This window comes from Devosia sp. A369 (assembly GCF_054489345.1).
Genome location: NZ_JBTMWV010000002.1, coordinates 307,885 through 325,507, shown reverse-complemented (window position 1 = coordinate 325,507; position 17,623 = coordinate 307,885). Strand labels below are relative to the sequence as shown.

Below are 17,623 nucleotides of genomic sequence, written 5' to 3'. Positions count from 1 at the left end.
TCCCCATCCCATTGCGCCGGCATATAATTCCGGCCTGTCCCCTGCATATAGGGATCGTCACGTCGTTGTTTAAGCCGAAGCCTGCGCCAGCGCCAGCCGCGCCACCGGCACACGATAGGGTGCGCAACTCACATAGTCGACGCCCAAGCCGGCAAAGAATTTCAGCGAGGCCGGATCGCCGGCATGTTCGCCGCAAATCCCGATCTTGAGATTGGGGTTGGCCGCCCGGCCCCGCTGGATGGCGATGGCGATCATTTCCCCGACCCCCTTCTCGTCGATCGAGACGAAGGGGTCGCGTTCATAAACGCCCTTGCGCTGATATTCGGCGAGGAAGGTCGGCGCATCGTCGCGCGAAATGCCGAAAGTGGTCTGGGTCAGATCATTGGTGCCGAAGGAGAAGAAATCGACCAATTGGGCGATATCGCCGGCCCGCAGGCAGGCGCGCGGCAGCTCGATCATGGTGCCGAAGGAAAATTTGGCCCGCTCGCTGCGCAACAGCCCCGAATTGGTGGCGATCTGCATCACCCGCTCGCGCACAAACGCGACTTCGGTGGCGGTCGACACGAACGGCACCATCACTTCGACGGCCACCGGCGCGTTCTGCGTCTCGCTGGCGGCGCGCACGCCGGCCATCAGCGCCTGCATCTGCATCGAGAGGATTTCGGGATAGGTGATGGCCAGCCGCACCCCGCGATGGCCCAGCATCGGATTGCTTTCGGCCAGCCGCTCCAGCCGCAGCCGCAGCGTCCGCACCGCCAGCCCCAGCGAAGCGGCGGTTTCTTGGATATCTTCCTCGGTGCGTGGCAAAAACTCATGCAACGGCGGATCAAACAGCCGCACCGTCACCGGCAGCCCCTGCATCGCCGAAAACAGCGCCGAATAATCCCCGGTCTGATAATCCACCAGCCCGGCGATGGCCCGGCTGCGGTCCGCCTCGTCCTCGCTCAGGATCATGCGGCGCAGCGCCACCATGCGTTCGGTGGAAAAGAACATATGCTCGCTACGCGCCAGCCCGATGCCCTCGGCGCCAAAGCTCAGCGCCGTCATCGCCGATTCGACGGTTTCGGCATTGGTGCGCACCGAGATGGTGCGGCTGGCGTCCGACCAGCCCAAGAGCTTCCCGATAGCGCCGCCAATATGGGGCTGGGCCAGCGGCAGCATGCCGACATAGACCGCGCCGTCGCTGCCATCGATGGTGATCCGGTCGCCGCTGCGGAATTCGCGGTCGCCGATGCGGCAGGTCATTTCCGCCGCATCGACCGTCAGGGTGCGCACCCCGGCGACGCAGGGCTTGCCGGTGATACGGGCGATCACCCCGGCATGGCTGGTCATGCCGCCGCGCGCCGTCAGAATGCCGGTTGCGGCCTTCATGCCCTCGATGTCAGTCGGGCCGGTTTCGGTGACCACCAGAATGCAATGCTTGCCTCGTGCCCGCAGCCGCGCCGCGTCCTCGGGGGTAAAGACGATGGCCCCGCTGGCCGCGCCGGGCGATACGCCCAGCCCCATGGCGATGGGCGCCACGCCTTCGGCTGAACGGAGCCTGGGGTGCAGCAATTGCGCCATGCGGGTGGGGTCGATGCGGCTGACGGCATTCTGCGCCGACCACACCTTGCGGTTGACCCGATCCACCGCCGCTTCAAGGTCGGCCGCCGCCGAGACCTGCGACGGACGAGCGGAGATAAACACCACCTGGCCGCGCTGGATGGCGACACTGCAGCACATATGCCTTCCAGCCTTGGCATCCATCAGCGCCACTAGCGCCTGCACCGACTCGGGCAGTCGGGGCAGCGGCGAGACATCCACCGGGGCTGGCCCCATGGCGCCCGTCGTCGCGTTGCGGGTGAGAAACTGCTCGATCGCGCCAGCGGCCAGCGCCTGCACCAGCACGATCTGCTTGCCGCGATCTTCGTCCTGCCGCCCGGTCCAGCCGGGACCGAAGCCATAGGAGTCGAAGGCATTCTTGATCGCCTTGGCCAGCGGCTTGGTCGGATCGACCGAATCTTCGGGATTGGCGGGCGCAGCAATGCCCAGCTTGGCCGACATCAGCCCGCCATTATGCTGGGCGGCGGAAGTCCGCACCACCAGCGCCGGCGGCGTGCCATCCTTGCCGACGAGGCGGAACAGGCAACCGACCCAATGGGTGCGCAGCCTTGCATCCTTGCGCAGGCGTTCGGCCTGCAAAGCCTCCCAGGCCGCCCTTGTGATGGCGATGGTCGGCACGGTGGGAAAGCCGGCTTCACCGACGCGGAAAATCCAGCGTGCCTTGCCGGCCAGCAGCTTAAGCTGGCTGGCGGACAGGTTCGCCTCCCCCAGAGCCGGGGCAATCGCGAACATTTCCTGCGCCAAACTCACCGTTAAGTCCTTGCCATATTTGAAGGGCCATATTGCCTATGACCTCGTGCGACCGCAACAAGGCTTGACTTGCTGCACCAGCGAAAGCATCTGACTGATATGGAAAAGCGGCCACAACTAGACATTCTGCTCTGCGCTCCGCGCGGATTTTGCGCCGGCGTCGACCGGGCGATCCAGATCGTTGAGCTTGCGCTCGAAAAATATGGCGCGCCGGTCTATGTGCGCCACGCCATCGTTCATAACAAATATGTGGTCGATGGCCTCCGCGACAAAGGTGCTATCTTTGTCGAGGAACTGAGCGAGATCCCCGAAACCGGGGCGCCGGTGGTGTTCTCGGCCCATGGCGTGCCCAAATCGGTGCCGGCCGAGGCCAAGACCCGCAACATGTTCTTTCTCGACGCCACCTGCCCGCTGGTGAGCAAGGTTCACGTCGAGGCCCAGCGTCATTTTGCCGAAGGTCACGAGATCGTGCTGATCGGCCATAAGGGTCACCCCGAAGTGGTCGGCACCATGGGCCAGTTGCCCTCTGGCTCGATCACCCTGATCGAAACCGTGGCCGATGTCGCCAGTTTCACCCCGCGCGACGCACAGAACCTCGCCTTCGTCACCCAGACCACTTTGTCGGTCGATGACACCCGCGAGATCGTCACCGCCCTGCAGCAGCGCTTCCCGGCGATCACCGCGCCGCACAAGGAAGACATCTGCTACGCCACCACCAACCGGCAGGAAGCGGTCAAGGCCGTCGCCCCCGAAGTCGACGCCATGATCGTGGTGGGCTCGTCCAATTCCTCCAATTCCCTGCGCCTGGTGGAAGTCGCCGAGCGCGCCGGCTGCAAAATCGCCATGCTGGTTGACCGGGCGTCCGAGATCGACTGGAGCCGGCTTGAGGGCATCAAGAGCCTCGGCGTGTCGGCCGGCGCTTCCGCCCCGGAAAAGCTGGTGGATGAGGTGATCGAGGCCTTTGCCCAGCGCTACGACATCAAGGTCGAAGCCCGGGTGACGGCCAAGGAAAACATCGCCTTCAACATCCCGCGCGAACTCCGCACCATCGAAGCCGCCGTTCCCCGCTAGGCACTTATCCCCGCATTGCCCAAGCCCCTAGTGTTGGCCAGCAGCACGATTCCGGAAATTTCCATGACCGATACAGTCATCATCCACACCGACGGCGCCTGTTCGGGCAATCCCGGCCCCGGCGGCTGGGGCGCCATCCTGCAATATGGCGACAAGACCAAGGAACTCTGTGGCGGCGAACAGCTGACCACCAATAACAAGATGGAGCTGACCGCCGCCATCGAAGCGCTCAACGCCCTCAAGCGCCCCTGCACCGTCGAACTCCACACTGATAGCCAATATGTCAAAAACGGCGTCCAGAGCTGGATGCATGGCTGGAAAAAGAACGGCTGGCGCACTGCCGACAAGAAGCCGGTGAAAAACCTCGAACTCTGGCAAGCCCTGGACGAAGCCACCAAGCGCCACACCATCACCTGGAAATGGGTCAAGGGCCACGCCGGCCACGAACTCAACGAACGCGCTGACCAACTCGCCAACGAGGGCATGGCCCCCTACAAGACGAAGCGCCGCGATCCCCTGATGCCGCCGGTGTAGCCTTCATCTCTCCCAAAACTCGATGTCACCCCGGCCTTGAGCCGGGACCCATCCTGAGATCGTCCCACCGGCGCGATCGGGGGATGGGTCCCGGCTCAAGGCCGGGGTGACACTGTGGGTGGGGTGCGCTCTAGGAAAGCCCCCGCTTCGGCAACAACCCCTTCATCCCATGCCAAGCCGGCACGATCACATGCTCCACCAGCGGGATCAGCAGCGCGCCGACCACAATGCCGACAACGAGATCCTGCGCCGCCTGAGCGGTCCAGTGGGTGATGCCCGCCATCCCGGCCGGCACCAGCCCCACCACCCATTCCGCATTATGCTCGATAAAATGCTCGACATGGTCGAGGCCAAAACTGGCCAGCCCATGGATCACAATCGACCCACCCACCCAGATCATCGCCGCCGTACCGACCACCGCCAGCGTGCTCATGAAACGCGGCATGGCCCGCACCAAAAACCGCCCAAACGCCCGCCCAGTATGGGTCCGGCCCTTGCGCGCCAGCGCCAGTCCGACATCATCGGCTTTGACGATCAGCGCCACCCCGCCATAGACCACCACCGTGATGCCGATGCCCACCAGCGCCAGCACCATCGCCGTGACCCAGATATTGTCGGTCGCCACCGCGCCCAGCGCGATGGTCATGATTTCAGCCGAGAGAATGAAGTCGGTCTTGATCGCCCCGCTCACCCGTGTCTCTTCCAGCGACGTCGCCGTCTGGACCACCGGCTCCACTTCGGCCTCGACGCCATGCGCGGCATGCGGAAACCAGGCCGCAAACACCTTCTCAGCGCCCTCGAAACATAGATAGGCCCCGCCAAACATCAGCAGCGGCGCAATCAGCCACGGCAGAAAACTGCTCAGCAGCAGCGCCACCGGCAGCAGATAGATCAGCTTGTTCTTGATCGACCCCAAAGCGATCTTGCCGACGATGGGCAATTCGCGGTCGGCGGCAAAACCATCGACATAATTCGGGGTGACGGCCGCGTCATCGATCACCGCTCCCGCCGCCTTGGTGCCGGCCTTGAGCGCCTGCCCGGCAATGTCGTCCAGCGAGGCCGCTGCGACCTTGGCGATGGCCGCGACGTCATCCAGTAGAGCGAGTAATCCGACCGACATGCAGTCCCCCATCACGCCTATGCGGCGTGATGGATAGTGCATGAAAGCCGAAAAAGTTTCAGCCCGTCAGAAAATCACCAGAAAACCGCAAGAAATCTGCCAGCATGCTGGCAGAAATCAGCCAGCAATCTTGGAGAAATCTGCCACCAGATGCATGGTGTCGCGCAGCCGCGCCAGCAGGTTCAGGCGATTTTCCCGCACCGCCGGATCGGCGTCATTCACCAAAACGGCGGTGAAAAACGCATCCACCGGGCCGCGCAAAGTCGCCAGTTCAGCCATGGCGCCCTTGTAGTCATCGGTGCCGACATGGCGGGCCACGGCGGCATGAACCGCATCCACCGCCAGCGCTAGCGCTTCCTCTTCGGGCAGCCGCAAAGCCGCCTGATCGACGGCGCCAGCATAGGCTTTGCCGTCCTTTTTCTCTTCTGCTGCCAAGATGTTAGCGCCGCGCTTATAGCCGGCGAGCAGGTTCTGCCCATCCGCCGACGACAGTAGCGCCGACAGCGCTTCGGAGCGCTGCACGATCTGCAGAATGTCGTTGCTGTCGGCCGAAATCACCGCATCAACCAGATCATGCCGCGCCCCGGCATCGCGTAAAGTCACCTTGAGCCGGTCATGGAAAAACGCCAGCAAATCCGCCTCAACCTTGAGCGGGAAGCGCAGCGAATTTTCCGTGATAATCCGGATCACCCCCAGCGCCGCCCGACGCAAAGCGAAGGGGTCGCGCGACCCGGTCGGCTTCTCATCGATGGCCCAGAAGCCGGTCAAAAGATCGAGTTTATCGGCCAGCGCCACCGCCATTGACGTCGGCTCGGTGGGCACAATATCGGTTGGCCCCAATGGTTTATAGTGCATCTCCACCGCAGTCGCGATGTCCGCCGGCTCGCCCTGGGCGGCGGCGTAATAGCGGCCCATCAACCCCTGCAATTCAGGGAATTCACCGACCATGCCGGTGGTCAGATCAGCCTTGGCCAGCATCGCCGCACGCTTGGCGCGCTCGGGATCGGCCCCCACCTGCGGCGCGATTTCAGCCGCCAGTTTGACCAGCCGCTCGACCCGGGCAAACTGGCTGCCCAGCTTGGCGTGGAACACGGTTTCTTCGAGCTTTGGCAGGCCATGCTCAAGGGGCAACGCCAGATCGCCATGATAGAAAAACGCCGCATCGCTGAGTCGGGCGCGGATGACGCGCTCATTGCCGGCGGTGATCACCACGCCACCATCGCTGGCTATGGTATTGGCAGTAATGATGAAATTGGGCGCCAGCTTGCCGGCGCCATCGCGCAGGCAGAAGCATTTCTGGTTGGCGCGGATGGTGGCGATGATCACTTCCTCGGGCAATTCGAGGAAGGCAGGATCGAACGCACCCATCATCACCACCGGCCACTCGACCAGCCCGGCAACCTCTTCGAGCAGGCCTTCGTCCGCGATGACGGTCAGGCCCTGGGCAAAGGCCAGCTGCTCGGCATCGCTCTTGATGATGTCCTTGCGGCGGTCGAGATCGAGCACCACCTTGGCGCGCTCCAGCGCCGTCACATAGTCATCGAAGCGGCGCACGCGGATGGCGTCGGGCGCCAGGAACCGGTGACCATAGGTGGTCTGCCCGGCGGAAATTTCGTTGGAGGCGAAGGGGATAACCACCGGCTCTTCATTTTCCGCGCCGAAGGTCGCGGTGATGGCGCGCAGCGGGCGCACCCAGCTAAAGCTGCCGCTGCCCCAGCGCATCGACTTCGGCCAGGGGAAATCGGCCAGAATTTTCGGCAGGATGGTCGCCAGCAAATCCACCGCATCGGCGCCCGGCTTGTTGATCTGGGCGATATAGAAATCGCCCTTTTTCGGGTCGCTTTCGATCTTGGCCTGATCAATGGAGGTCAGCCCGGCCGAGCGCAGGAAGCCGTCAATAGCCGGCTGCGGGGCGCCGACCTTGGGGCCCTTCTTTTCTTCGCGCGTATCGGGCGAGCGAGCCGGCAGGCCGGTGACGGTCAGCGCCAGCCGGCGCGGCGTCACGAATGCCTTGGCACCCTCGTAAACCAGACCCGCATCGACCAGCGCATTGGTCACGGCCTTCTTGAGGTCGTCCGCCGCGCGTCGCTGGACGCGGGCCGGGATTTCCTCGGAAAAGAGTTCGAGCAGCAGTTCTGGCATAGCGGATACCGAAGTTGGAGGCGTGGTCTGATTAGCTTGGGGCGTAGGCGATGTCCATTTCCAATGTGGCAGCCGGCGTTACCAGCCGCCCCCACCACCGCCACCGCCGCCGCCACCTGAGGAACCACCGCCGCCGCCACCGCCGGAAAAACCCGACGAACTGGCCTGCACCGGCTGGGCCGCGACCATGGCGGCGGTCATGCCGGCCGAGGCGGCGCTGACGGCATTGGAAATCTTGCCCGGCGAGAAGGACGAACTGCCCGAATACCACAGTGGCCGATAGACCATGCCCGGCGTCACATCGCTGACCGCATTGCGCGCCAGCTCGGCATCGAAATGCGCCGACCACGGCTTTTCCACGCCCAGCGCAATGGCATAGGGTAGGATGCGCTCGAAGCGATTGATCGTCATCGGCGGCTCGCCGACAATGTTCAGCCGCTCTTTCTCGGCGGTTTCCAGATACAGTTTGAAGCCGTCGATCTGGTCCATCACCTTGCGGCCCTGGATGGTCGGCGCGCGCATCAGCACGGCAAACACCACGGTGATCAGCACGATTGAGCCGGCGGCAATAGCGGCCGAATTGATGCTCACCTGGGTGAAGATTTCCAGCCCGCCCCCGATCAGATTGAAGCCGATAATGCCGACCCAGAGGATGAGGAAGAAGCGGCCAAAGCCGCTGCCCTTCCACAGCGCATTGCCCACCGTGCCGACCACGCCGAGCACGATGCCGGCGACGACGCCCACCACCAGCCATTCCGGCTCCAGCGCCTCGAACCACACCATGGCCACCAGCGCGCCGATGGCGATCAGGAAGCCGAGCGCGGCGAAACCAAAATTATGGTTGAACCAGACGCGGCGGTTCTCGCTTTCAATCGCCGTCACCAGTGCGGTGCGTTGCTTGGCCAGTTCGACGCCATTCGTCTTATCGACCGTCACAGTGCCCTTGAGGCGCAGATAATCGAGCAAAGTCTGTTCGCCGGCCGGCAATGTCTCGGTCGGCGACTTGCCGGTCACCGAGACCGACAGCCCGCTTTTGGGATTGTCGATCTTGGCCAGTCCCTTGACGCCTAGGTCAAACAAAGTGGCGGTAAAAGCCGTCCAGCCCTGAAAGCCCCAGTGATGCACATAATGGGTCAGCGCCGGCGAAAAATCCTTCGGCGGATGGAACAGCGGAATGATGGTGCCCTTGGGCGGATCGCGCCCGACCCGGCTCCACGCCGTCACATTATAGCCCAGCACCAGCACCACGCCCAAAATCGGCAGCAGGGTTTCGCGCATATCCGAAAGCCAGGCCAGCAACGCATCCATGCCCTCGGGCGCGACCAGAATGCCCTTCTGGAACTTGATGGCAAAGCTCATGCCTTCGCCGGCCCCCAGCACCCGGTCGGTGCGAAAACTGGCGCTATTGTCGGAATTGCGGGTGACGGTCACCGCCTGCTCTGTCGAGCCAGCCGGGCCGGTATAGCCGACCAGATCGGAAATCACCGCGCCCTCGGGCAGCGTCACCCGCGCGACGGAGCGGACAATCGGGAAAATCCAGTAATTGCCGGTGGCGTTCCAATAGAGTTCGTCATGGTCGGCAAAGCTGCGCGCCATGCGGTCCATGGTGTAGCTCACCACATAGCGATGCTGGCCGCGCCCGATCAGCTGGCTGCTGTCGCCGATCCAGATGCGGATGAAATTGCCCATGCGCTCGGTGCGGAACGGCTCGGGCGCCCCATCGCGGGTAACGGACTGCACCGACAGGTCAGCACGGATTTTCTGGCCTGAGGGCGACAGCTGCACCGTGGGAATATCGCGATAAATGCCGCGCCGGATTTCGATGCCCTCGGCGTTCACCTCGATGGTCTCGGCTACCGAAACCGAACCATCAGTGCGCAAATTGACATCGGCGATGAAGCCGGAGATTTCCTCGCGCGCCACCGCCGGCAGCGCCAGGGTCAGCGCCAGCAGCGCAAGGACAGCAAAGCGAAGCAGCAGGCGCATTGTCGGCTCAGAACTTGACGCTGGGGACCGCGCGGTCCGCCTCGTTCTCCAGCTCGAAATATTGCGCCTTTTGGAAGCCGAACGGGCCGGCGATAAAATTAGACGGCACCGATTCGACCATCACATTCAGATTGCGCACGGCGCCATTGTAGTAGCGACGGGCCATCTGGATTTCGTCTTCCACCGTCTGCAAGGCGGCCTGGAATTCGAGGAAGGTGGTGTTGGCCTTGAGGTCGGGATAGGCCTCGGCGGTGGCGATCAGCCGACCCAGCGCCGACGAGAGCTGGCCTTCGGCCGCGGCGCGCTGTTCGGGGGTGCCATTGGCAGCGCTGGTGGCGGCGGCGCGGGCATTGGTCACCGCTTCGAGCGTCTCGCGCTCGTGGCCCATATAGCCCTTCACCGTTTCCAGCAGATTGGGAATGAGATCGGTACGGCGCTTGAGCTGCACATCGATGCCCGACCAGCCCTCTTCGACCATCTGCCGGTTCTTCACCAGCCCATTATAGATGCTGACGGCATAGATGGCGGCCACGACGACCAGGCCAAGGATGATCCAACCGATCATGTGCGTGACTCCCTAAAGCGCACCGAGAAGAGGGCCGACACTGGCATTGTGGTGGCCGTGGCGCAATGGGAAGGCCGGCCATGCCCAAAACTCGGTGTCATCCCGGCCTTGAGCCGGGATCCATCTCGAGATCTCAGGATGGGCCCCGGCTCAAGGCCGGGGTGACATCGGGGGTGGGGAAGCGTCTCAGCCTGGCGCGGAGAGTCGCGAAAACCCTATTCCGCGCCGCCGCCGGCAGTCTGCAGCCAGGCTTCGCCGCAGCTGCGGGCCAGTTCGCGGATGCGCAGGATATAGCTCTGCCGCTCGGTCACCGAGATGACGCCGCGGGCGTCGAGCAGGTTGAAATTATGCGCGGCCTTGAGCACCTGCTCATAAGCCGGGATCGCCATGTTCTGGCGGTTGGCGGTCGCGCCCTTGGCGAGCACGGCGCGGCATTCCTGCTCGGCGTCGGCGAAATGGCGGAACAGCATGTCAGTGTCGGCGGCTTCGAAATTGTAACGGCTGGATTCCTGCTCATTCTGCAGGAACACGTCGGCATAGGTGACCTTGTCGTCGCCGCTGCCGCCGTTGAAATTCAGCTCCATGATGGAGTCGACATTCTGCAGATAGCAGGCCAGGCGCTCGAGCCCATAGGTCAGCTCGCCAGCGACGGGATTGCATTCAAAGCCGGCAACCTGCTGGAAATAGGTGAACTGGCTGACTTCCATGCCGTCGCACCACACTTCCCAGCCCAGGCCCCAGGCACCCAGAGTCGGGTTTTCCCAGTCGTCCTCGACGAAGCGCAGATCATGCAGCGCCGGATCGATGCCGATGGCATAGAGCGACTGCAGATAGAGGTCCTGGATATTGTCCGGCGAAGGCTTCAGGATCACCTGAAACTGGTAATAATGTTGCAGCCGGTTGGGGTTTTCACCATAGCGGCCATCCTTGGGACGGCGCGAGGGCTGCGCATAGGCGGCCTTCCACGGCTTGGGGCCGAGGGCGCGCAACACTGTGGCGGTGTGGGACGTACCGGCGCCCATCGGCATGTCATAGGGCTGCAGGATCACGCAACCCTGCGCCGCCCAGAATTCCTGGAGCGTCAGGATCAGACCCTGGAACGAGTTCTTGGGGTCCATATGTGGCGGGCGATTGGTCATTTGGCAGTCCCTAACATGCGGGACAACCTCTAGTTTGGCCGTCCCCAGCGGTCAACGTGGTTTGTCGTCGTCGCCGGGGCGGAAGGTCCCATCTTCGTCGCGCTTGAGGTCGATGATGCCGGGCTGGGCCCGTTCGCGCTGGTCGCGTTCGCGGCGCAGGCGGCGGGCCTCTTCGTCATCGGCCTTAAACTGGCCGGTCCAGTCGCGCCAGATCTTGCGCAGGCCGAGCCAGATGACGAGGCCGATGATGGCAAAAATCAGAACGCGCAGCAGCATGCCGGTCATAGCCCAAACCTCGCCCAAAGAGCCCGGTCCTCGACCGTCGCCGCCAGCTCGCCACTCAGCCCCGCCAGCGAAAAGCCGATGCGCGGCAGGCCGAACCAGCTCCGCTTCGGCTCGATCACCTTGAGCACCACGTCGGCGCCATAGCGGCTGGTCAGCGTTTCGTGCAGGTCGCCGATAGCGTCCACCAATCCCAGCTCCACGCCGCGCAACCCGGTCCACCACTCGCCGGTGAACAACACCTCATCGGCCGCTTTGAGACGCGCGCCGCGATGAGCCTTCACATGATCGATGAACACCTGATGGATGTCGGTCTCAAACTGCTTGATGCGCTCGATATCGCTGTCCTTCTCCGGCAGGAACGGGTCGAGCGTCGATTTATTGCTGCCGGCGGTATAGACGCGCCGGTCGATGCCGAGCTTTTCCAGCGTGCCGACAAAGCCGAAGCCGGCCATGATCACCCCGATCGAGCCGACGATGGAGCTGGGATCGACAATGATTTCGTCGCCGGCCACGGCGATGAAATAGCCGCCCGACGCCGCCGCATCCTCGACAAACACCAGCACCGGCTTGCCGTGCTCGTTGGCCAGATCGCGGATGCGCTTGGAAATCAGCCGGCTCTGCACCGGGGAGCCACCTGGCGAATTGACGATGATCGCCACCGCCGGCGCCGATTTGATGGCAAAGGCACGTTTGAGCAGCGGACCAACCGTGGCGATATTGAGCCGGCCCTGCCGCTGTTCGGCGGCGATGACGCCATGCAGGCGCACCACCGGGATGACGGTCTTGCCGCGGCCGGTGAGGCGGCGCAGCCAGTTCCTGGTCGGCGTGGTCAGTTCGGCCATGCTGGGTCCTTCTTGCTTGGCTGCCAGATTTAGGGCCTACCCGCCCTGATTACCAGACAAGCCGGGCGCTGCCGCGAAAGATCGCGTCGAACTCGGGGGCGAAGGCCCGCCCTTCCCGCTCATGGAGGGCCCGGCTGGCCAGCAGGGTCAGCGGCGCGCGCGAGCCCTTGATGCCGCGCAGCAGCACGCGGCTCGCCGCCTCATCGGGACGCGGGCTCAGCGGCAGCACCGTCACCGCCCCGAAACGCTGGGTGAACCCAGCCAGCAGCGGGGCGAGGCTGGTGGCGGGATAGACGAAGATCACCTCACCACCAGCGGCAGCGGTGCCGGCGGCGGTCTTGATCCACAGATCGAGCATGGCCGCGTCCATGTGCCGCGCGCCGGCCCGGCCGGCATCGGCGGCCAGCGTGCCATCGGCAAAGAAGGGCGGATTGGCGATGACGCTGTCAAAACCATTGTCGACCAGCCCGGCCGCATGGCGCTCGGCGCCCTTGCCGGTCACATCCGCCACCACAATTCGTGCGCGGTCGGCTAGGCCATTGTCGGCCGCATTGGCCGCTGCCAGCGCCGCCATCTCGGCATTCTGCTCGGCCAGCGTGGCGCTGAGGCCGGCATGATGGGTCAGCGCAACGAAGGCGGCCGTGCCCACCCCACAGCCCAGATCGAGCAGCGTTCGGCGATTTTCGGCCACCGCCGCACCGAGCAACACGCTGTCCAGTCCGGCGCGAAAGCCGTGCTTGGGTTGCGACAGAGTGAGCCTGCCACCTAAAAAGGCGTCGCGCGTTATGGTTTGGTGTTTTACAAAGGCAGTAGGCTGGTCTAGGGACATCGCACCCTTAAAGGCCGGTTTTGCGCGACCTTATTGCGCACATGCAGCAGGCTCAACCAGATTTGCCGATAGCGGCGAACGAGGACGGAAAAACAGTGTCAGTTCTGACGCAAGTGAGAGAAGCGCCGGAGATCAATCCGGTCGAGCGTTTGCTCGTGGCGACGGCCGCCGACATGGCCGAGGTCAATGCATTGATTCTCAGCCGCGCCGATTCCCATGTCGAAATGGTGCCCGAGCTGGCCCGTTACCTCATCGAGAGCGGCGGCAAGCGCCTGCGCCCGATGCTGACGGTCGCCGCGGCCCAGTTGTTCGGCAAGGGCCAGGGCAGCGCCATCAATTTCGCGGCCGCCGTGGAATTCATGCACAACGCCACTTTGCTCCACGACGACGTGGTCGATGAGAGCGACATGCGGCGCGGCAAGCCCGCGGCCCGCATGGTGTGGGGCAACAAGGCCTCGATTCTGGTCGGTGACTTCCTGCTCGGCCAAGCCTTCATGATGATGGTGGAAACTGGCGATATTGGGGCGCTGGGCGTGCTGTCATCCGCCTCTGCCGTGATGGCCGAGGGCGAAGTGTTCCAGCTCGCCAAGACCGGCGATCTGACCACCACCGCCGCCGACTATGCCGAAGTGATCCGCGCCAAGACCGCCGTGCTGTTTCAGGCCGCCTGCGAAGTGGGCGCCATGTCGGGCGGCGCCGATCCGGCCGGCCGCGCGGCACTGGCCCGTTTTGGGCTCGAACTTGGCAATGCCTTCCAGCTGGTCGATGACGTGCTCGATTATGGCGGGCAAGATGGCACGCTGGGCAAGAATACCGGCGACGATCTGCGCGAAGGCAAGATGACCCTGCCGGTGATTCTGGCTTTGGCCGAAGGCAGCGATGCCGAACGCGCCATCATCACCACCGCGCTGGGCGATGCCGACGCGACTGCGGAACAGGTCGCCTCAGTCGTCGCTATCCTTGAGCGCCATAAGGTGCTGGCCCGCACACTGGATCTGGCTCAGGCCCATGCCCGCGCCGCCCAGCAGGCGCTGGAGATCCTGCCCGAATCCGATATTCGCTCGCTGCTGAGCGATGTGGTCGAATTCAGCGTAGCGCGCGCTTTCTAAGGCAGAATCAGCGGCGCTGCCGCCACCCAATGGTCGGGATTGGCGGCGCGCATGACCTGCGCCGCCTGATGGGCTTGCCCCGACGAGCCGAACAGGCCGAACACCGTGGCGCCCGAGCCCGACATGCGCGCCAGCATGCAGCCCTGCGTTGCCGCCAATTGCATGATGATCTCCCCAATCACCGGCACCAGCTGGACGGCCGGCGCTTGCAAATCATTGCGGGTCTCGGCCAGCCACAGCGCCAATTGCGCCGGCCGCGTCAGTGGCGCGGGGAGTTCGGGCAGCTTGTCATTGTCATGGCTCACCAGCTTGCGGAACACATCCGCGGTGGCCAGCGGCACCATGGGATTGACCAGCACGATATGACAGGTGGGAAAATCCGGCAGCACTGTCAGCTTTTCGCCGATCCCACCCATCAGCAACGGCGTCGAGACGAGGCAGGCCGGCACATCGGCGCCCAGCGTCGCCGCCAGCTCGGTCAGAGCGGTGAAGTCGATCGCCTGGCTGGATAGCCCCGCCAGCAGGCGCAGCGCCGCCGCGGCGTCGGCCGAGCCGCCGCCAATGCCGGCCGCGACCGGCAGGTTCTTGGTGAGGTGCAGGGCCAGCCCCGTGGCGACAGCATCGGGCCAGCGGGCGCGGAATGCCGCCACGGCACGCGTCACCAGATTGGCCTCACCGCCCCCCAGCCCCTTGGCAAAGGGGCCGCTGATGCTGAGCGTATCCGCCTCGGCCGGGCGCGCCGTCAGCTCATCGGCCACATCGGCAAACACCACCAGGCTGTCCAGCTCGTGATAGAAGTCGGCGCGCCGGCCGGTCACATGCAGTGCAAGATTGACCTTGGCTGGTGCGAATTGGACCTGCGGTTCGACCATCAAGCTATTCGGTGGCGTTGGCGTCGGTCAGCCCGTCCACCAGCTTGGACGCTACGCGTTCCTTGACATTGCCTTCCTCATCCACCGACGACGCCACATTCCACTGGAACTTGGCTTCCAGCCGGCGGCCGGCGCGCCAATAGGCATCGCCCAGATGGTCGTTGATTTCGGCATCATTGGGGCGCAGCAGCACCGCCTGTTCGAGCGTCTTCACGGCCTCATCGAGGCGACCGAGCTTGTAGAAAGCCCAGCCCAGCGAATCGACGACATAGCCATCCTGCGGCTGGGCCGCGACGGCCTTCTCGATCATTTCGAGCGCTTGCTCGAGATGCATGTCCTGGTCGATCCAGCTATAGCCGAGATAGTTGAGCACGGCGGGCTGATCGGGATTGAGCTCCAGCGCCTTGAGGAAATCCGTCTCGGCCTTGGGCCATTCCTTGGCCCGCTCATAGGCAATGCCGCGCACATAATAGAAGCGCCAATCGGTGGGGCCGTCGCCGCCGGTCAGCTCAAGCGCCTTGCTATAGGCCTCGGCGGATTTGACGTATTGCTCGTCATAGCGCAGCAGATCGCCCAGCACCGCGATGGCGTCGAGGTCGTCGGGACGGCTGGTCACGATATTGTTGAGGCGGCGCAGCGCCTCGGCGCGGTCGCCGGTAACGTCAAGATTTTGTGCTACCCGCACCACCGCCGTCGGCTTCATTGGCGATGTCGCCGGCACGGCTTCATAGATGGTGTTGGCGGCATTGTGCTGGTTGGCGCTGTCGAGCAACTGCCCCAGCGCCAGCGCGATCACGTCGGCCGACGGATCGAGATAAAGCCCCATGCGCAGGAACACCAGCGACAGGTCGAGGCTGCCATCGCGTGACAGCGCCACCCCGATTCCGTGGAACATTTCGGCGGCGCCGACCTGCACATTGGAGGCAAAAATCCCCGGCCGCTGGCGGGCTTCAACCTGCTTTTTGACGATGGTGACGACCGGGTGGCTCAGACCCTGGTTCTCGAATTCGGCAATGACATCCAGCGCTTCATCGAAGCGCCCGGCATTGGCCAGTATACGGGCATAGACCTCGACGATTCGGGCGACATAGGGCTCGGTGTCAAAGGCCCGCCCGGCTAGCTCTATGGCGGTATCGGTGTCGCCAGAGGCTTCCGCCATCAACGCCCGGTGGAACACCAGAAAATCTTCGAGGCCAGTGGCGCCCAATTGGTCCAGCGCCGCATCGGCTTCAGCCTTGCGATTCTCGCCCACCAGCGCCCAGGCCCGCAAAATGCCGGCGGTGATTCCGGTGAAACTGTCCTGTCCGATCGCGCCCAGCAACCGTTCGGCCGCGCCATAGCGCCGCTCCTTGAGCGCTTCGGTGGCGATGATCAGTTCGGCCAGCTCACTATTGGGATCGAGTTCGAGCAAATGCTTGGCGGTCGAGGCGGCCTGGCCGATCTGCCCGTCCGCCGCATAGGCGATGAAGGCGCGCTCGACCAGCACCGGATTGTCCCAATCGCCCTGCGCGGCCTGCGAAAAATAGCGCGCGGCTTCGTCGGTGCGCAGATCCTGCAGCGCCTGCTGGCCGGCCATATAGGCGCCGGTGACGCTGGTGCGGAACAGCGGCATCAGGCCGAAGCTGGCGAAAGGATCGGATTGCGCGGTCCGCACAGGCTGGGCCGCTTGTCCCGCCTGGAGGGCCGATGCCGAGAGCAGCAAGGCAACACAGGCCGGGCGCAGGAAACGGTTCAGAAGCGATGTCACGAGGCTGAATACTCCCTTGGCCTATCAAGGCCCGTTCTCGGCGCAAAGATTGTCCGTTTTGGGACTGCGCCGCAAGGGCGCGCCACATAGCGTGATTGCCCATCCTCCAGCGGCACGACTGGCCGCGCGAAACGGGCTGTGACATAACAGACAACATGGATCAGACGCGACCGCTAAATCACGACGAAATGCTCGCCGTGCTCGATTGGTATCGAGCCGCCGGCGTGGATATCGCCGTGGGCGAAGATCCCGTGGATCGCTTCGCCCAGCGCCCGCCGCAGCGTGTCGCGCCACCAGCCGCCGCAATGGCGACAGCGCAACAGCCGGCGCCCCGCGCCGCCGAACCGGCTCCGCTGGGTGGCGACCCCACCGAAGCGCGCAGCCTTGCCGCCTCGGCGCAGACGCTCGACGAATTGCGCGCCCTGCTCGACAGCTATGATGGCTGTGGTCTCAAGCTGCGGGCGACGCAGCTGGTGTTTGCCGATGGCAATCCAGAAGCCAAGATCATGCTGATCGGCGAGGCCCCGGGCGCCGAAGAGGACCGCCAGGGCAAGCCGTTTGTCGGCCGCTCCGGGCAATTGCTCGACCGCATGCTGGCCGCCATCGGGCTCGACCGCAGCAGTGTCTATATCGCCAATACCGTGCCGTGGCGTCCGCCCGGCAATCGCGCCCCAACGCCGGAAGAAATGACGCTGTGCCTGCCCTTTCTCTATCGGCAGGTGGAGCTGGTGGCGCCCAGGCTGGTGATGACGCTGGGTGGCTCGGCCATGCAGACGATATTTTCCACCACCAGCGGCATCATCAAGATGCGCGGCAAATGGTCCAATATCAGCATCGGCACCCATCAGGTCGACGCCATCCCGACGCTGCACCCCGCCTATCTGCTGCGCACCCCTGCCGCCAAGCAGCAAGCCTGGGAAGACCTGCTCAGCCTCAAGCTGAAGATCGACGCGCTGGGGCTGGGTTAGTCCGGACGCCGAATGGTGCAAAACACTCGATGTCATCCCGGCCTTGAGCCGGGACCCATCCT

The 17,623-nt window shown here is 64.1% G+C and carries 15 protein-coding genes; 4 read left to right on the top strand and 11 right to left on the bottom strand.

The features are described 5' to 3' along the window. Positions 1 to 69: 69 nt before the first annotated feature. Entirely contained in the window at positions 70 to 2,334 is a 2,265-nt protein-coding gene (locus ACX3OZ_RS05055) for a putative PEP-binding protein (RefSeq protein ID WP_459103954.1), read from the bottom strand. Positions 2,335 to 2,451: 117 nt separating this feature from the next. Between ACX3OZ_RS05055 and ispH the strand changes: the two genes are divergently transcribed. Next, positions 2,452 to 3,423, top strand: coding sequence for a 4-hydroxy-3-methylbut-2-enyl diphosphate reductase (gene ispH / locus ACX3OZ_RS05050; protein WP_459096688.1), 972 nt, complete (start codon positions 2,452 to 2,454; stop codon positions 3,421 to 3,423). 63 nt (positions 3,424 to 3,486) lie between these two features. After that, the gene (rnhA, locus tag ACX3OZ_RS05045; protein WP_459096687.1) at positions 3,487 to 3,957 is read left to right on the top strand and encodes a ribonuclease HI; all 471 of its coding nucleotides are present in this window, start codon (positions 3,487 to 3,489) and stop codon (positions 3,955 to 3,957) included. Between the two features lie 130 nt (positions 3,958 to 4,087). Here rnhA and ACX3OZ_RS05040 read toward each other — a convergent pair whose 3' ends face one another. The 8 genes from ACX3OZ_RS05040 to ACX3OZ_RS05005 form a co-directional block, all read right to left on the bottom strand. Beyond that, complete coding sequence (locus tag ACX3OZ_RS05040; RefSeq protein ID WP_459096686.1) at positions 4,088 to 5,077, bottom strand: DUF808 domain-containing protein; 990 nt, start codon at positions 5,075 to 5,077, stop codon at positions 4,088 to 4,090. A gap of 117 nt (positions 5,078 to 5,194) precedes the next feature. Then, positions 5,195 to 7,219, bottom strand: a complete 2,025-nt coding sequence (gene glyS, locus ACX3OZ_RS05035; protein WP_459096685.1) for a glycine--tRNA ligase subunit beta — start codon at positions 7,217 to 7,219, stop codon at positions 5,195 to 5,197. A gap of 78 nt (positions 7,220 to 7,297) precedes the next feature. Then, entirely contained in the window at positions 7,298 to 9,205 is a 1,908-nt protein-coding gene (locus tag ACX3OZ_RS05030) for a DUF2207 domain-containing protein (RefSeq protein WP_459103953.1), read from the bottom strand. A gap of 7 nt (positions 9,206 to 9,212) precedes the next feature. Continuing rightward, positions 9,213 to 9,770, bottom strand: a complete 558-nt coding sequence (locus ACX3OZ_RS05025) for a LemA family protein (RefSeq protein WP_459096683.1) — start codon at positions 9,768 to 9,770, stop codon at positions 9,213 to 9,215. Positions 9,771 to 9,985: 215 nt separating this feature from the next. After that, positions 9,986 to 10,909, bottom strand: coding sequence for a glycine--tRNA ligase subunit alpha (locus ACX3OZ_RS05020; RefSeq protein ID WP_459103952.1), 924 nt, complete (start codon positions 10,907 to 10,909; stop codon positions 9,986 to 9,988). Positions 10,910 to 10,960: 51 nt separating this feature from the next. Beyond that, on the bottom strand, positions 10,961 to 11,194 hold the full coding sequence (locus tag ACX3OZ_RS05015; RefSeq protein ID WP_459096681.1) for a hypothetical protein: 234 nt from the start codon (positions 11,192 to 11,194) through the stop codon (positions 10,961 to 10,963). Continuing rightward, positions 11,191 to 12,036, bottom strand: a complete 846-nt coding sequence (locus ACX3OZ_RS05010) for a S49 family peptidase (protein ID WP_459096680.1) — start codon at positions 12,034 to 12,036, stop codon at positions 11,191 to 11,193. The genes ACX3OZ_RS05015 and ACX3OZ_RS05010 overlap by 4 nt, the downstream gene beginning before the upstream one ends. A 49-nt stretch (positions 12,037 to 12,085) precedes the next feature. Beyond that, the gene (locus tag ACX3OZ_RS05005; RefSeq protein WP_459096679.1) at positions 12,086 to 12,745 is read right to left on the bottom strand and encodes a methyltransferase; all 660 of its coding nucleotides are present in this window, start codon (positions 12,743 to 12,745) and stop codon (positions 12,086 to 12,088) included. A 161-nt stretch (positions 12,746 to 12,906) separates the two neighbouring features. Between ACX3OZ_RS05005 and ACX3OZ_RS05000 the strand changes: the two genes are divergently transcribed. Beyond that, positions 12,907 to 13,974 carry a polyprenyl synthetase family protein gene (locus ACX3OZ_RS05000; RefSeq protein WP_459096739.1) on the top strand — a complete coding sequence of 356 codons (1,068 nt, stop codon included), beginning with the start codon at positions 12,907 to 12,909 and terminating at the stop codon, positions 13,972 to 13,974. Here the strand turns inward: ACX3OZ_RS05000 and ACX3OZ_RS04995 are convergent. Continuing rightward, a complete protein-coding gene (locus ACX3OZ_RS04995; protein WP_459096678.1) occupies positions 13,971 to 14,846 on the bottom strand; it encodes a 4-(cytidine 5'-diphospho)-2-C-methyl-D-erythritol kinase in 876 nt (291 codons plus the stop codon). The two genes, ACX3OZ_RS05000 and ACX3OZ_RS04995, sit on opposite strands and share 4 nt — an antisense overlap. Before the next feature lie 4 nt (positions 14,847 to 14,850). Continuing rightward, the gene (locus ACX3OZ_RS04990) at positions 14,851 to 16,593 is read right to left on the bottom strand and encodes a tetratricopeptide repeat protein (RefSeq protein WP_459103951.1); all 1,743 of its coding nucleotides are present in this window, start codon (positions 16,591 to 16,593) and stop codon (positions 14,851 to 14,853) included. A gap of 155 nt (positions 16,594 to 16,748) precedes the next feature. Between ACX3OZ_RS04990 and ACX3OZ_RS04985 the strand changes: the two genes are divergently transcribed. Next, positions 16,749 to 17,561, top strand: coding sequence for a uracil-DNA glycosylase (locus ACX3OZ_RS04985; protein ID WP_459096676.1), 813 nt, complete (start codon positions 16,749 to 16,751; stop codon positions 17,559 to 17,561). Positions 17,562 to 17,623: the final 62 nt, after the last annotated feature.

Coding starts and splice junctions, on each gene's coding strand:
- ACX3OZ_RS05055 (WP_459103954.1), bottom strand. CDS start 2,334: ATGTTCGCGATTGCCCCGGCTCTGGGGGAGGCGAACCTGTCCGCCAGC.
- ispH (WP_459096688.1), top strand. CDS start 2,452: ATGGAAAAGCGGCCACAACTAGACATTCTGCTCTGCGCTCCGCGCGGA.
- rnhA (WP_459096687.1), top strand. CDS start 3,487: ATGACCGATACAGTCATCATCCACACCGACGGCGCCTGTTCGGGCAAT.
- ACX3OZ_RS05040 (WP_459096686.1), bottom strand. CDS start 5,077: ATGTCGGTCGGATTACTCGCTCTACTGGATGACGTCGCGGCCATCGCC.
- glyS (WP_459096685.1), bottom strand. CDS start 7,219: ATGCCAGAACTGCTGCTCGAACTCTTTTCCGAGGAAATCCCGGCCCGC.
- ACX3OZ_RS05030 (WP_459103953.1), bottom strand. CDS start 9,205: ATGCGCCTGCTGCTTCGCTTTGCTGTCCTTGCGCTGCTGGCGCTGACC.
- ACX3OZ_RS05025 (WP_459096683.1), bottom strand. CDS start 9,770: ATGATCGGTTGGATCATCCTTGGCCTGGTCGTCGTGGCCGCCATCTAT.
- ACX3OZ_RS05020 (WP_459103952.1), bottom strand. CDS start 10,909: ATGACCAATCGCCCGCCACATATGGACCCCAAGAACTCGTTCCAGGGT.
- ACX3OZ_RS05015 (WP_459096681.1), bottom strand. CDS start 11,194: ATGACCGGCATGCTGCTGCGCGTTCTGATTTTTGCCATCATCGGCCTC.
- ACX3OZ_RS05010 (WP_459096680.1), bottom strand. CDS start 12,036: ATGGCCGAACTGACCACGCCGACCAGGAACTGGCTGCGCCGCCTCACC.
- ACX3OZ_RS05000 (WP_459096739.1), top strand. CDS start 12,907: ATGCAGCAGGCTCAACCAGATTTGCCGATAGCGGCGAACGAGGACGGA.
- ACX3OZ_RS04995 (WP_459096678.1), bottom strand. CDS start 14,846: ATGGTCGAACCGCAGGTCCAATTCGCACCAGCCAAGGTCAATCTTGCA.
- ACX3OZ_RS04985 (WP_459096676.1), top strand. CDS start 16,749: ATGGATCAGACGCGACCGCTAAATCACGACGAAATGCTCGCCGTGCTC.